Origin of the sequence: Pantoea sp. NPDC088449 (assembly GCF_044753225.1) — a bacterium.
Classification (GTDB): Bacteria; Pseudomonadota; Gammaproteobacteria; order Enterobacterales; family Enterobacteriaceae; genus Pantoea; species Pantoea floridensis.
The window spans coordinates 344,324-358,599 of sequence record NZ_JBIVMT010000004.1; the positions used below are offsets into that span (position 1 = coordinate 344,324).

The window sequence follows — 14,276 nt, forward strand, 5'->3', positions numbered from 1 at the left end:
AATTACAGCAAATACCAGAGACCTGGGAACAGGTCCATGCCGAGGAAATTCAGCGCGTACAGCACCAGAATCACAATCATGGCAGAGAAATCGATGCCGCCCATCGCGGGCAGAATACGGCGAATTGGTGACATCAGCGGTTCAGTCAGCTGCAGCAACACCTGATCCATCGGGCCGCGCCCCTGGCTGATCCAGCTCATCAGCGAACGAATGATGATCACCCAGAACACCAGATAACCGGCGGACTTTATTAGCGACAGCAGGCCAACCAATAAATTGGTGGGGTCCACTGAGAACACGCCGACCTGAATCAGCAGCAGCAGCGGATATTTTAGCGTAGTCAGCACAAACGCCAGCAGCAGCGATGCAGTATCAATCGGGCCAATCGCCGGAATGATACGGCGCAGTGGCTTGATAATCGGTTGGGTGATCTTCACGACAAACTGCGCCAGCGGGTTGTAGAAGTCACAGCGCGACCACTGCATCCAGATGCGCAGTAGCAGCACCATCACGTACAAATCGATCAGCGTTTTGACTAAAAACGTCAGTGTTAACATGAGGTTCCTCAATTATTGTTGTGAAGGTCGCGCATAATCCCGCGCGCCAAAAACGGCGGTGCCAATCCGCACCATGGTGCTGCCCGCGGCGATTGCCGCGTCCATATCGTCGCTCATTCCCAGAGAAAGCGTATCGACGTCAGGATAATCCTGTTGTAAGGCATGAAACGCGGCGGCCATCTTTTCGCAAACCGCCAGCTGACGTGCGTATTCTGTTTCTGGCGCTGGTATGGCCATCAGTCCTCGCAGGCGCAGATGCGGCAATGCGGCGATGTGCTGTGCCAGCTCCGGCAGCGCCTCCAGCATGATGCCAGATTTGCTGTTTTCGTCACTGATATTTACCTGAATTAACACGTTGAGCGGCGGCAACGACGCCGGGCGCTGATCGTTCAGGCGCTGCGCGATACGCTGTCGATCAACGGTATGGCACCAGGCAAAGTTTTCCGCCACCAGACGGCTTTTATTGGATTGTAACGGACCGATAAAGTGCCATTGCAAATCAGGATGTGCGGCCAGTTCGGCCACTTTTTCAACCCCTTCCTGCACGTAATTTTCACCAAACGCGCGTTGCCCCGCATTGATGGCTTCTGCGACCGCGCTCGCAGGCTTGGTTTTGCTCACTGCAAGCAGCGTAATTTCTTCTGGCGCGCGCCCGCAACGTGCGGCGGCAGCGGCGATACGCTCACGCACTTGCTGTAAGTTGTGCTCAATGGAAGTCATAGTCAGGAGAAGTTAAATGGAGTTGGATGAAATGGTGGCGCTTAGTGTAAAGCATAACGCCGCCGATCTGCACCTTTGCAGCGGACATTTGCCGCACTGGCGCCGACAAGGCTTGCTGGAGCCGATCCCGCAGCAAAGCGAGCTAGCAGGCGGCTGGCTGGAAAGCGTTATGCAGCAGTGGCTCACGGCACCGCAGCAGGCCGAGCTGGAGGAAAACGGCCACGTAGACTTTGCCATGACGCTGACCAGCGGCGTGCGACTGCGCGCCAACCTGTTTATGCAGCTTCACGGTTTATCGCTGGCGCTGCGGCTAATTGCCAGCAGTGCGCCGGATCTCAACAGCCTGCATTTGCCCGAAGTGGTGAGCCAGCTATTACAGCTGGAGGAGGGGCTGATTTTGATTACCGGCGCCACCGGCAGCGGCAAATCCACCACGCTGGCGGCGATGGTGGATAGCCTTAATCGCCAACAGGCGCGGCACATCCTGACGTTGGAAGACCCCGTCGAGTTTGTTCATCACAGTCAGCGATCGTTAATTCAGCAGCGCGAAGTAGGCGCGCACTGCGCCTCGTTTCAACATGGGCTAAAAGCCGCGCTGCGCGAAGATCCCGATGTGATTCTGCTTGGTGAACTGCGTGATAGCGAAACCATCCGCCTGGCGCTTACCGCGGCAGAAACCGGCCATTTAGTGCTGGCGACGCTGCATACGCGTGGTGCAACCCAGGCGGTGGATCGGCTAGTAGACGTGTTTCCCGCCGAGGAGAAAAACCTGGTGCGTACCCAATTAGCGGGCAGCCTTAAAGCGGTGCTGGCGCAACGTTTAGTGCCAGCAAAGGCGGGCGGACGCATTGGTTTATTTGAAGTGCTGGTGGCGACGCCGGCGGTGGCGAACCTGATCCGCGAAGGGAAAATGCACCAGCTGCCTGGCGTATTGCAAACCGGTGCGCAGGCTGGGATGCAAACCTTTGCCCAGAGCGAGCAGGCGCGTCAGATGGCGGGATTGATTTGAACAGGGGTTGTAGCGGTCGCCATGAATGGCGACCCTACGAAAGTCAGCCGTAGGGGGCGCATTTATGCGCACCTGGTTTTTGAATGCGTTTTAATGCGTATCGAACCAATCTTCGAGAATAATCACCGCCGATTGGGAATCGACCTGGCCTTTTTGCAGCGCACGAAAACCACCGCGTTCAAACAGGTCGGCACGCGCCTCAACGGTGCTCAGGCGTTCGTCCTGCAGCTCGACGCGTACGCCAAAGCGACCGTGCAGGCGATTGGCAAACTTACGCGCGCGCGCGGTGAGTTCTTGTTCGGTGCCATCCATATTCAGCGGCAATCCAACCACTACATAATTGGGTTGCCACTCTTTCAGCAGCTTTTCGATCAGGTTCCAGTCTGGCGTGCCGTCTTGCGCTTTCAGGGCCGTCAGCGCCCGCGCAGTGCCCGTAAGCTGCTGACCAATGGCAACGCCGATACTTTTGGTGCCGAAATCGAAGCCCAGTAAGGTTTCACTGGCCATCAGGCGTGCCCTGCATCGGTGGCGATATTGTGTATATCCACGCCTAAACCGCGCGCGGCTTCGCGCCAGCGCTCCGCAATGGGCGTCTGGAACAGAATGTTGGTGTTAGCCGGTGAGGTGAGCCAGGCGTTCTCCAGTAGCTCATCTTCAAGCTGACCTTTCTCCCAGGCACAATATCCCAGCGCGACCAGTACGTTATCTGGCTGCGAAGTGGTCCCGATCGCTTCCAGCACATCACGCGAGGTGGTAATGACGGTGGTATCGGAAATACGAATGCTTGAGGAGTAGATGCGCTGCGCGGTGTGCAGGATAAAACCACGATCCTCCGCCAGCGGACCACCGGCAAAGACCGGCTTATCCAGTTTGATGGCAGGGTCACGTTCGGATGCGCTAATTTTAAGCTTTTTAAGAATGCCTTCGACCGTCAGGTTTTCCATTGGTTTGTTTACGATCAAACCCATGGCGCCATCTTCATTGTGCTCGCAGATATACACCACGGAGCGTTTGAATAGCGGGTCCTGCAGCGACGGCATCGCAATTAAAAAATGATGCTGTAAATTCATTATCACTCGTATACCAAAAATAACCGACGCAGCCGCGACAGCGCCGGTTTTGGGTGTTCACGGAGCTTACACTCCGACGGCATCAGCCCAGGCGTTTCTCAATGGCATCCATCAGCATGCCAGTGATTGATATCGGGAACGCGGCCTCGATTTCACGTACGCAGGTTGGGCTGGTTACGTTAACTTCAGTCAGTTTATCACCGATGATATCCAGGCCGACAAAAATCAGCCCCTTGGCTTTGAGCGTTGGACCGACGCGACGCGCGATTTCCCAATCGCTATCGCTGAGCGGACGCGCTTCACCTCGTCCACCGGCGGCCAGATTACCGCGTGTTTCGCCACCTTGTGGAATACGCGCCAGGCAGTAAGGCACCGGTTCGCCATCCACGACCAGCACGCGTTTGTCACCCTCTTTAATCGCCGGCAGATAGTTCTGCGCCATGCAGAAGTTCTGGCCGTGATTGGTCAGGGTTTCGGTGATCACGCCAAAGTTCGGGTCATCCTGCTTCACGCGGAAGATGGACGCGCCGCCCATGCCGTCCAGTGGTTTCAGGATCACATCACCGTGCTCCTGCCAGAAGGCGCGCAGCTGCTCTTTGTTGCGCGTCACTAAGGTATCTGGCGTCAGGTCGGCGAACCAGGCGGTATACAGCTTTTCGTTGCAGTCGCGCAGGCTTTGCGGTTTGTTGACGATCAGCGTGCCTTGCTCTTCCGCGCGTTCCAGCAGGTAGGTTGCGTAGATAAATTCGGTGTCAAACGGCGGATCTTTACGCATCAGCACGACGTTGAGATCGGCCAGCGGAATAAGCTGCTCGTTACCAAAGGTGTACCAACTCTCGTAGTTCTGCTCAACGCTGAGCAAACGGGTGCGCGCGTAAGTCACACCACCGCGCAGGGAGAGATCGCTCATCTCCATGTAATGAATTTCGTAACCACGGCGCTGTGCTTCCAGCAACATGGCGAAGCTGGTGTCTTTTTTAATGTTGATGGACGAAATAGGGTCCATAACGATGCCAAGCTTGATCATTATTCTCTCCTCAAAGGGGTATTCAACCAAAAGTATCGCTTAACCGAGGTCGCCAAACCTCACCTGAAGTGCCGTGATGGCGGTGAGCGCGGTGGTTTCGGTACGTAACACGCGTGGTCCGAGCAAAATATCGGTGAAACCCTGCTGCGCAGTCATGGCAATTTCATCGGCAGATAAGCCGCCTTCCGGGCCAATCAGCAGACGAAGGCGCTCAACCGGCTGCGGCAGCGTATTAATGCTGTGGTTCGCGCGCGGATGCAAATTCAACTTCAGGCCTTCATCGGCTTCCGCACACCAGGCAAGCAGCGTCATCGGTTCGCGAATTTCTGGCACGCGATTGCGGCCGCACTGTTCACAGGCGGCAATCGCAATTTTCTGCCATTGCTGAATCTTTTTTGCCAGTCGCTCGGCATCCAGCTTTACGCCGCAGCGTTCAGAAAACAACGGCGTAATCACATTCACGCCAAGTTCGATCGATTTCTGGATGGTGAATTCCATTTTTTCACCGCGCGACATCACCTGGCCGAGGTGCAGATGCAGCGGGGATTCGCGGTCATCCGCCTGACTGGCAAGGACCCTTACTTTTACACGCTTTTTATCAGCCTGGGTGATTTCAGCGTGAAAAGTCAGATTACTGCCATCAAACAGTTCGATCTGCTGACCGGCCGTCATGCGTAGCACGCGTCCGACATGGTTAGCGGCGTCTTCATCAAGGAAGACTTCGCTGTTAACTTCGAGAGGTTCGGGATGATAAATGCGAGGTATACGCATGCGGTTCCTGCCAGCGTTATGCCGTGTCAGCGGACACGGCGCAATCGAAAAAAGCTAGTGTAGGGTAGCGCTTTCAGCGCTGGCAAGCCTGCTGAACGTAGGAATTATGATTTCCCTGTATTTTAGCGATGCGATTATCGCGCTCACACTCCCACTGCGTCACCGGATATTGCTTGTCCCAGGCGGTGAAAAGCTGGGTTTGCTGACGTGACAGGCGCAAATGATATTGATCGCGCATATAGAAGTAAGTGCGGGCAATCGCTCCGCGTGCCCGCTCTGGCGGTTGCGCCAGCTTCTGCTTGAAATCGACTTTCATGCTGCACTGGCCATACTGTTGCTCGCCTCCGTTCCACTGGCTGTACTGGAAGTTATTGCGATCGCCATTCACTTCGCCAATTGCCGGTTGCAGATTATGCAAATCGCTCTCGATACGGCGGTAATCGGCATCTTTACTGCAGCTTTTACGCCCGCCGTTCTGCCAGCACTGGCGCTGATGGCCGAATTCCCACGCCGGCATAACATGCTCCCACTCAATGCGCTCGGCGCGATTGGCGTTCTTACGCACGCTGTAGCCGCAACTGCTCAGATCCGGTACGCCTTTTTTGCCGTGCCAGCTGATTTTGCAGCCGCAGTAGAAGTCCGCAGGTGCATCAGCATTGATTTGTGCGGCATAGGCTTTGGCCTGCTGAAAGTTGTTTTGATGATAATTAGTGAAACTGAGGCTATAAGCACTAAGCGGAGCAACTAATAGGGTAAGAAACAGCAATGTTTTGCGAGACATATTCCAAAAATTAACCTGGTCCTGAAAAAGGGCGGCAGGGTAACAGAATGATGACGAACGGGATATGAGATTTCTGGACTAGGTTGCTGAGCTATGTTGCTAAAAACTCACCGGGTTGCAGCAGGGATTTGCAGTGTACGCAACGATATTCGCTTTCGCCGCGCAGCACACGGTTGTGACGACGCACAGTCAGCTGGTGCTGCTGACAGCGGCAGCGATAGGGGAACGTATTGCTGCGCACCGAGTCGATTTCAAACTGGTGGGTGCGACGTGCCGGGACACCGAGCACGCTCTCCATCATCCATTTCCACTCTTTGCCGTGCGGGGGCACGCGGCCAAAGGTTTTCCACACCAACAGATGCGCCAGTTCGTGCGGCACCACTTCATCAACAAACGCCTGTTGGTTCTCAAGCAGCAGCACAGGATTAATGCGGATTTCCCACTTTTCCAGCCATGCGGTGCCCGCCGCCGTGCCGCGCTGCTGATAAACCAGGTTGGGCTCATCAAAGCGACGCTCAAGTTTTTCATTCGCCAGCTGTAAAAAATGGCGCAGCGAGCGCATGACGGCTTGTTGTATGGCGATGGGAAGGCGCGGTGTTTTCATGTGGGGCAGCATAAAAGGTTGCAGCGGTTGAATCAACTTGTAGGGTCGCCATTAATGGCGACCTGGTGTTTGGTTAAATGTGAAGCGGTCGTCATAAACGACGACCCTACGAAAATTCCGCACCATAAACGTAGGGGCGCCATTTATATGGCGACCGCACGGTTATGTGGCGCGATGCGCAGTCCAAACAAAAAAAGGGCTGCCCGTTGGCAGCCCTTGCATTCGCTTAGCGGGATTATTTCTGCCCGATATCGCGCAGTTTCTTGCCTGACATCAGATTGCGTTCGATGTGTTCCAGCGAGACGTTTTTGGTCTCTGGAATCAGCGTCAGCGTCAGCAGAATGAAGAATACGTTCAGACCGGCGTACACCCAGAAGGTTGGTGCATTGCCCAGCGTATTCAGCATGGTCAGGAAGGTGGCACCGACAATCATGTTAGCAATCCAGTTGGTCGCGGTAGACACCGTAATACCAAAATCGCGGCCTTTCAGCGGCTGGATTTCTGAACACAGTACCCAAATCAGCGGACCGGCAGACATCGCAAAACCAACGATGAACATCAGCAGCATCGCAATAGCGAAGTACTGCGCTTCCGGCGAGTGAATGCCAATGTGCAGCATGGTACCCAGCACGCCCATACCGACGGCCATGACCAGGAAGCCGAGCAGCAGCGTAGGCTTACGGCCCCAGCGATCCACCAGACCAATCGCGATAAAGGTGGCCAGCACGTTCACCAGACCGACAATCACCGTGCCCCACATTTGTTGCGTGGTGTTGGCAAAGCCGGCGATTTCGAAAATTTTCGGCGCGTAATACATGATGACGTTCATACCGGTGAACTGCTGCATGACCTGCAACAGCACGCCGAGGAACACCGCGCGGCGGAAATTGCTGTTGCTCTGGAACAGCTGCCAGCCTGACTGTTTAATCTTCAGGCTTTCACGGATTTCATCCAGTTCGCGTTTTGCTTGTTCGCTGGTATCACGCAGACGCGATAACACACGTTCCGCACTGCGGAAATCCCCTTTGGCGGCCAGCCAGCGTGGGCTATTCGGCAGGAAGAACACGCCAATCAGCAGCAACACGGCAGGAATGGTGATAATGCCGAGCATCCAGCGCCATGCGCCAGCGTCACTGAACGCGGTATCGGAGAGATATGCGGCCAAAATACCGATGGTGATCATCAGCTGGTAGAGCGAAATCATACTGCCGCGAATTTTCTCCGGAGCGATCTCAGAGAGATACAGCGGAGCGGTATAAGACGCGACACCCACCGCCAGACCGAGCACCACACGTGCGGCGATCAGCATTTCTGGGCTGGTTGCACCCGCCGACCACAGCGAACCAATAACGAACAGAATGGCACCCGCCATCAGGCTCTTTTTACGACCCAGACGCGATGACATCCAGCCGCTACCAACCGCACCCACTGCAGCACCAAACATCATTGAGCTGACAATCCACTCTTGCTGGTGCGCAGTAACGTTAAAGTCTTTCGCGATGAAAGGCAGAGCACCGGCGATAACGCCGATATCCAGACCAAACAGCAAGCCGGCCAGCGCCGCTAAAAAGCAGACGAACAAGGTCATGACCTTATTCGACGTTCTGCCCTTGTGATTATTATTAGGCATGATGCCTCCAAAGTTTATCCATCGTTGTTGTTATCAATGTTATGAAACCTGTCAGCGGAAAAAAGTGAGAGCGATCACACCAGTGTAATCGGTTACACACGCCGGAACCCTGCAATCCAGCATTTTCCGCCCGAAATAGTTACGTAACCAGTAAGGTATAGCACCCTTTAAGTTTCTGACATCGCACTAATTATCGGCTATCAGACGACGCTGAAAATAACGCATTTTCACAGCAATAACTACGCTGAAAAATCTCTAAATTGCCGATTGTTAAAGGATTTCAAAATGTAATCGTTAACACTAAGTTGTAAGCGGGGTGAAAGAAGTGTAGACGCTAGTTGAAAAGGAACAATGTGCCTTAAATCGGAGGGTGAGGTGGGAAGTGATAGGGTGGTCGCCATAAATGGCGACCCTACGGTAATAGGGGAATCCCTCATTTGATGCGCGTAGGGTCGCCATTAATGGCGACCGGTTACACCTTCATGCGCTCATGACATAAAAAAAGCCCGCCAGAGGCGGGCTCGATAAACGATCTGATTCCTGAGCTTACTTCAAACCCGCCGCTTCACGCAGCTGCGCAGCTTTATCCGTCTGCTCCCATGGGAAGTGCTCACGACCAAAGTGGCCGTATGCTGCCGTCTCTTTGTAGATCGGCTTCAACAGATCCATCATCTGAATCAGACCGTATGGACGCAGGTCGAAGAACTCGCGCACCAGTAAAGTCAGCTGTTCAGTTGGCACTTTTTCGGTACCGAAGGTTTCAACCATGATGGAGGTTGGCTCAGCCACGCCGATGGCATAGGAAACCTGGATTTCGCAACGGTCAGCCAGGCCAGCCGCGACAATGTTCTTCGCCACATAGCGCGCTGCATAAGCGGCAGAGCGGTCAACTTTTGACGGATCCTTACCTGAGAATGCGCCGCCACCGTGACGTGCCATGCCGCCGTAGGTATCCACGATGATTTTACGCCCGGTCAGGCCGCAGTCGCCCATTGGGCCACCGATCACAAAACGGCCGGTTGGGTTGATGTGATATTTGGTGCTGGCGTTGATCCACTCCGTCGGCAGAACCGGCTTGATGATCTCTTCCATCACCGCTTCACGCAGATCGGCGGTGGTCACCTCTTCAGCGTGCTGAGTAGACAGCACAACCGCATCGATACCAACAATTTTGCCATCATCGTACTGGAAGGTAATCTGGCTTTTCGCATCTGGACGCAGCCACGGCAGTGAACCGCTTTTACGCACTTCCGCCTGACGCTGCACCAAACGGTGCGCATAAGTGACCGGCGCTGGCATCAGCACATCCGTTTCGTTGCTGGCGTAACCGAACATCAGGCCCTGGTCGCCCGCGCCTTGCTCCAGCGGATCGGTGCGGTCAACGCCCTGGTTAATGTCTGGAGATTGCTTACCAATTGCGCTCAGTACCGCGCAAGAGTTGGCATCAAAGCCCATATCGGAATGGACATAACCGATTTCACGTACGGTATTACGGGTGATCTCTTCGATATCAACCCAAGCGCTGGTGGTGATTTCACCGCCAACCAGCACCATACCGGTCTTAACGTAAGTTTCGCAGGCCACGCGTGCTTTCGGATCCTGTTCCAGGATCGCGTCGAGCACGGCATCGGAAATTTGGTCAGCGATTTTATCAGGATGTCCTTCTGATACGGACTCAGATGTAAAAAGGTGTTTAGCCATTCTGTTCTTTACCTTACAAATGGTTTGAATACGACTGCGTAGCGCAAGCTGGGCCAGGCCGACTCGACGCCCCTTCAGGCAAAGCCGCAAGCAGTAGGAAGCGGGAGCATTGGCTCACACCGCCTGGATGTTAATCAGTTTAGATGGAAAACCATCTGGACGGCTATTCTAGGTTACTCAGTGAGCACTTTTCCAGTGCTTTTTCTGATCCCGCATTTTCCGCAACATTACAAGTGGAATAATTTCCTGACACCCCACGCAGTTAGCTGACAAAGATTTTGCATTTTCGCGCATCTGGCGGTATAAAACGCCGCTGCTGTTGCAGCGCAAAAAGGATGACGCCGCTGTGCGTCGCGCCGTCAGATGCCGTTTACTCTGACTTTCACCCAAGCCGTTTTTCGCATGCTGTCAGCAGGCGATGGAGGTGATTAAACTCAATGAACCACTCTTTCACTCTCTTTGGTTCACAGCGCGGCTTCAGCGCGCAGGCACTCCTTTCACATTCCCAATCTGTTCTTTTCTCCTGTCGATGTTTTGCCCGTTGCGGTAATCAGCCCGACACGAGCGCCGGTTAACATTTCTCTGCATCTATTACTGCATTTCGCTGTCTACTGACCGTGGACGTCTCAGGCTATTTTGTCCCGACTCCGGCGCGGTGTTTTACACTTACAGTCAGCATTGCACGTTGCAACCTTATAGAGGCAGCAAGCAGGATGAGGCAATTTTTACCCGGCGTCACCATGACAAAACTCGGTAACAAATTCATATTTCAACGGAAAATTGAGGTCCGCGATGTCTGACGACATGAAGAATATCAAGGGTTCGTCAGCTGGCGAACAAGGTTCACTCCGCTCCATGCAGGAGGTGGCAATGAACGATCAGGAAGCAAGCAGAATGCTGCGTACCTACAACATTGCCTGGTGGGGAAATAACTATTACGACGTCAACGAGCTCGGGCACATCAGCGTGTGCCCCGATCCGGATCGGCCGGAAGTGCGCGTTGACCTGGCGAAACTGGTTAAAGAGCGCGAGGCCGACGGACAACGTCTGCCTGCGCTGTTCTGCTTTCCGCAGATCCTCCAGCATCGCCTGCGTTCGATTAACGCCGCTTTTAAACGTGCGCGTGAATCCTACGGCTATAAAGGTGACTACTTCCTGGTTTACCCCATCAAGGTTAACCAGCATAAGCGCGTGATTGAATCGCTGGTCAACTCTGGTGAACCTTTGGGCTTAGAAGCCGGTTCGAAAGCCGAACTGATGGCGGTGCTGGCACATGCGGGTAAAACCCGCTCGGTGATCGTCTGTAACGGCTACAAAGACCGCGAATACATTCGTCTGGCACTGATTGGTGAAAAGCTTGGGCATAAAGTCTATCTGGTGATCGAGAAGATGACCGAAGTGCGCCTGGTGCTGGAAGAAGCCGAGCGCTTGAGCGTGATACCGCGTCTCGGTATCCGTGCGCGTTTGGCTTCGCAGGGCTCGGGAAAATGGCAGTCGAGCGGCGGCGAGAAATCCAAATTTGGTCTGGCGGCATCGCAGGTGCTGCAGCTGGTGGACATCATGCGCAAGGCCGGCCGTCTTGACAGCCTGCAGCTGCTGCACTTCCATCTCGGCTCTCAGATGTCGAATATTCGCGACATCGCCACCGGCGTGCGTGAGTCGGCGCGTTTCTATGTTGAGCTGGCGAAGCTGGGCGTTAACATCAAATGTTTTGATGTGGGCGGCGGTTTGGGCGTGGACTATGAAGGTACGCGTTCGCAGTCCGATTGTTCGGTCAACTACGGTCTGAATGAATACGCCAACAACGTTATTTGGGCGATTGGTGATGCCTGCGAAGAGAACGGACTGGAACATCCAACGGTGATCACCGAATCTGGCCGTGCGGTAACGGCGCACCATACGGTGCTGGTATCCAACATTATTGGTGTGGAACGCAACGAATTCAGCACGCCGGTGGCGCCGGATGTGGATTCTCCGCGTCCGATTCAGAGCCTGTGGGATACGTGGCAGGAGATGCACGAACCTGATGTCCGCCGCTCGCTACGCGAATGGCTGCATGATAGCCAGATGGATCTGTTCGATATTCACACCGGCTACTCGTCAGGCACCTACGATCTTGGCCAGCGCGCCTGGGCTGAGCAGCTTTATTTGAGCATCTGCCACTATATTCAGCAGCATCTGGATCCGAGCAACCGCGCGCACCGCCCGATTATCGATGAGCTGCAGGAGCGGATGGCGGATAAGATTTACGTCAACTTCTCGCTGTTCCAGTCGATGCCGGATGCATGGGGCATCGATCAGCTGTTCCCGGTGCTGCCGCTGGAAGGGCTGAACAAAATGCCTAAGCGTCGCGCGGTGTTACTGGATATCACCTGTGACTCCGATGGCACCATCGATCACTACGTCGATGGCGATGGTATTGCTACCACCATGCCGATGCCGGAGTACGACATCGATAATCCGCCGATGCTTGGCTTCTTTATGGTGGGCGCGTATCAGGAAATCCTCGGTAACATGCACAACTTGTTCGGTGATACTGAAGCGGTTGATGTGTTTGCCTTCCCGGATGGCAGCGTAGAAGTACAGCTTTCCGATGAGGGCGATACCGTGGCGGATATGCTGGAGTATGTGCAGCTGAATCCTAACGATCTGATGACGCTGTTCCGCGATCAGGTAACCCAGCAGACCGATATTGATGAAGAGTTACGCGCACAGTTCCTTTCCGAATTTGAAAGTGGATTGTACGGCTATACCTATCTTGAAGACGAGTAAGTCATCGTGACTCAGCCGAGCTTCGTAAGAAGCTCGGTTCTTTTCTGGCAATATCCTCACTTCACAGCTTCTTTTTTATTAATTTGTGAAGGCTATCACCCTTCAATACTTTGTAACGTCCTGCCCACTTATCTGCATTAATAGCGTTCTCGCTATCTCATTCTTTTTGCTAATAAAGCGAATCGTCTTGTTCATTCCTTGCAGCAATATCTTTTCATTAGCCGCTGATTTGTCAGCCATTGAACAGGTAATCTGTTATGAAACAAGCTGCATGCATAATAAAAATTTAAACATTAAGGATTGAATAGTCACTTTAGGTAATTTTGTTTTCTGGTATCTTTTGGAATCATGGATTCTGAATGTCATTTAACGCATTTTAAGTCAAAAATAAAAATCAATAGATATTGCTTTAATTTTTATTATTAAAATTCAATTAGGTACTTCTTTTCTGGCCTGTCAAGGTGAGCGATAACTTAAATTTTTCCAGGAATTATCTGATCATTATGTGAAATTTAAAGAAATTTACCTGCGTTATTGATTGGTTTAAACGATTAAAGGTGCCAGCAGCATTTACTGAAATCTATTTCTCAAAGTGTTAGTTGTACGTTAACCTTCAGTTAAGGTATTAAGTTTTATCAATGTTTCCCTTACTTATTACATGAGTAATCCTGACAGTTTAGTGCTATCAGGCTGTTGCAGTAAGGAGCATGAAATGAGCAATCCACCGAAGAATCTCTTCATATTGGAGCCGGTGTACGATTTATCCGGTCAGGTGATTGCCCGAGAGTTGTTAACGCGTTTTAGCGATGACGCAGAGATCAATAATAAGCGTAACCCCAAAAGGGGTGCAGGTTTCTTCAGTCAGCTTTCTGCTGACGTTAAATGGCAGTTATTCCTCCACCAGATCGAAAAACTTATTCAGCTATACCAGAAAGGGTTTGATCAGATTGTCAGTGTCAATGTTGATCGCGATATCGTAGCCAGCATTTTTAAAGACGATGAAATACAAGCAAAACTGGCTCAACTGACGCAACTGCGTCTGGAAATATCAACATTTTTCACCGCGCGTTTTAATAGTGCCGATCTGCTCATTTTAAAAGGTGTTGCGAAAGTGACGCCCGCCCCTTTATGGCTCGATGACTTTGGTCCGGGTTATTCCAACCTGAACATGCTCGATAGCGGAATATTTGAAATCGTCAAGATTGACAAAAGTTTCTTTTGGCAATTTGGCGACGGTCGCACCTTTGACATTCTGCTTGGCCATCTCAACGACTTATGCAACGGCGTGATCGTTGAGGGTGTTGAAACCCAACACCAGGTCGACCTGCTGTCGCACAAAGCGATTTTAGGCATGCAGGGCTATTTCTGGCAGAGCGTCTATCTCGATGATTTTATAGCGTAATTCTGATTGTTGTTGGATGGGTTTTATCCATTGGGAATGTGAAATATGTCTAAGTCTGGCCTTCAGGCATTTCATGTCATCTGTGCCCGGCCGGATGAAAATAAAACTATTTATCCCGTGGTGATTTTAAGAAATAAATCCAATCAGTTATCAGGATGGCGGCTAAGCAAAACTCAACGCGATTTCATCATGAGTTTGTATGAGATCGATCAAGAGAAGAAGTGAATAATCT

General features: G+C 52.6%; 14 protein-coding genes. 4 read left to right on the forward strand and 10 right to left on the reverse strand.

Features of this window, described 5'->3' with window-relative positions; genetic code table 11:
- Window positions 1-2 precede the first annotated feature (2 nt).
- Entirely contained in the window at window positions 3-557 is a 555-nt protein-coding gene (locus ACIP6T_RS18980; RefSeq protein ID WP_097096095.1) for a YggT family protein, read from the reverse strand.
- Window positions 558-569: 12 nt separating this feature from the next.
- Complete coding sequence (locus ACIP6T_RS18985) at window positions 570-1,277, reverse strand: YggS family pyridoxal phosphate-dependent enzyme (protein WP_097096096.1); 708 nt, start codon at window positions 1,275-1,277, stop codon at window positions 570-572.
- Between the two features lie 16 nt (window positions 1,278-1,293).
- Between ACIP6T_RS18985 and ACIP6T_RS18990 the strand changes: the two genes are divergently transcribed.
- Window positions 1,294-2,286 carry a type IV pilus twitching motility protein PilT gene (locus tag ACIP6T_RS18990; RefSeq protein WP_400458375.1) on the forward strand — a complete coding sequence of 331 codons (993 nt, stop codon included), beginning with the start codon at window positions 1,294-1,296 and terminating at the stop codon, window positions 2,284-2,286.
- Between the two features lie 90 nt (window positions 2,287-2,376).
- On the opposite strand, the gene ruvX is transcribed toward ACIP6T_RS18990, so the two are convergent.
- The 8 genes from ruvX to metK all read right to left on the reverse strand — a co-directional run bounded on the left by ruvX (window position 2,377) and on the right by metK (window position 9,870).
- Entirely contained in the window at window positions 2,377-2,793 is a 417-nt protein-coding gene (gene ruvX, locus ACIP6T_RS18995) for a Holliday junction resolvase RuvX (RefSeq protein WP_097096098.1), read from the reverse strand.
- Complete coding sequence (locus tag ACIP6T_RS19000) at window positions 2,793-3,356, reverse strand: YqgE/AlgH family protein (protein WP_400458378.1); 564 nt, start codon at window positions 3,354-3,356, stop codon at window positions 2,793-2,795. The genes ruvX and ACIP6T_RS19000 overlap by 1 nt, the downstream gene beginning before the upstream one ends.
- A gap of 82 nt (window positions 3,357-3,438) precedes the next feature.
- Window positions 3,439-4,383: a glutathione synthase gene (gene gshB, locus ACIP6T_RS19005; protein ID WP_097096100.1), complete on the reverse strand. Its 945-nt coding sequence runs from the start codon at window positions 4,381-4,383 to the stop codon at window positions 3,439-3,441.
- Between the two features lie 39 nt (window positions 4,384-4,422).
- A complete protein-coding gene (gene rsmE, locus ACIP6T_RS19010; protein ID WP_345828364.1) occupies window positions 4,423-5,154 on the reverse strand; it encodes a 16S rRNA (uracil(1498)-N(3))-methyltransferase in 732 nt (243 codons plus the stop codon).
- A gap of 73 nt (window positions 5,155-5,227) precedes the next feature.
- A complete protein-coding gene (endA, locus tag ACIP6T_RS19015; protein WP_345828365.1) occupies window positions 5,228-5,935 on the reverse strand; it encodes a deoxyribonuclease I in 708 nt (235 codons plus the stop codon).
- 91 nt (window positions 5,936-6,026) lie between these two features.
- A complete protein-coding gene (locus tag ACIP6T_RS19020) occupies window positions 6,027-6,539 on the reverse strand; it encodes a SprT family zinc-dependent metalloprotease (RefSeq protein ID WP_141400239.1) in 513 nt (170 codons plus the stop codon).
- 235 nt (window positions 6,540-6,774) lie between these two features.
- A complete protein-coding gene (locus ACIP6T_RS19025) occupies window positions 6,775-8,169 on the reverse strand; it encodes a sugar porter family MFS transporter (protein WP_097096103.1) in 1,395 nt (464 codons plus the stop codon).
- Between the two features lie 546 nt (window positions 8,170-8,715).
- Window positions 8,716-9,870: a methionine adenosyltransferase gene (gene metK, locus ACIP6T_RS19030; RefSeq protein ID WP_097096104.1), complete on the reverse strand. Its 1,155-nt coding sequence runs from the start codon at window positions 9,868-9,870 to the stop codon at window positions 8,716-8,718.
- Window positions 9,871-10,662: 792 nt separating this feature from the next.
- Here metK and speA point away from each other — a divergent pair.
- The 3 genes from speA to ACIP6T_RS19045 all read left to right on the forward strand — a co-directional run bounded on the left by speA (window position 10,663) and on the right by ACIP6T_RS19045 (window position 14,269).
- The gene (speA, locus tag ACIP6T_RS19035; protein WP_097096105.1) at window positions 10,663-12,642 is read left to right on the forward strand and encodes a biosynthetic arginine decarboxylase; all 1,980 of its coding nucleotides are present in this window, start codon (window positions 10,663-10,665) and stop codon (window positions 12,640-12,642) included.
- A gap of 712 nt (window positions 12,643-13,354) precedes the next feature.
- The gene (locus ACIP6T_RS19040; protein WP_400458382.1) at window positions 13,355-14,044 is read left to right on the forward strand and encodes an EAL domain-containing protein; all 690 of its coding nucleotides are present in this window, start codon (window positions 13,355-13,357) and stop codon (window positions 14,042-14,044) included.
- A gap of 45 nt (window positions 14,045-14,089) precedes the next feature.
- Window positions 14,090-14,269: a hypothetical protein gene (locus ACIP6T_RS19045; RefSeq protein ID WP_097096107.1), complete on the forward strand. Its 180-nt coding sequence runs from the start codon at window positions 14,090-14,092 to the stop codon at window positions 14,267-14,269.
- Window positions 14,270-14,276: the final 7 nt, after the last annotated feature.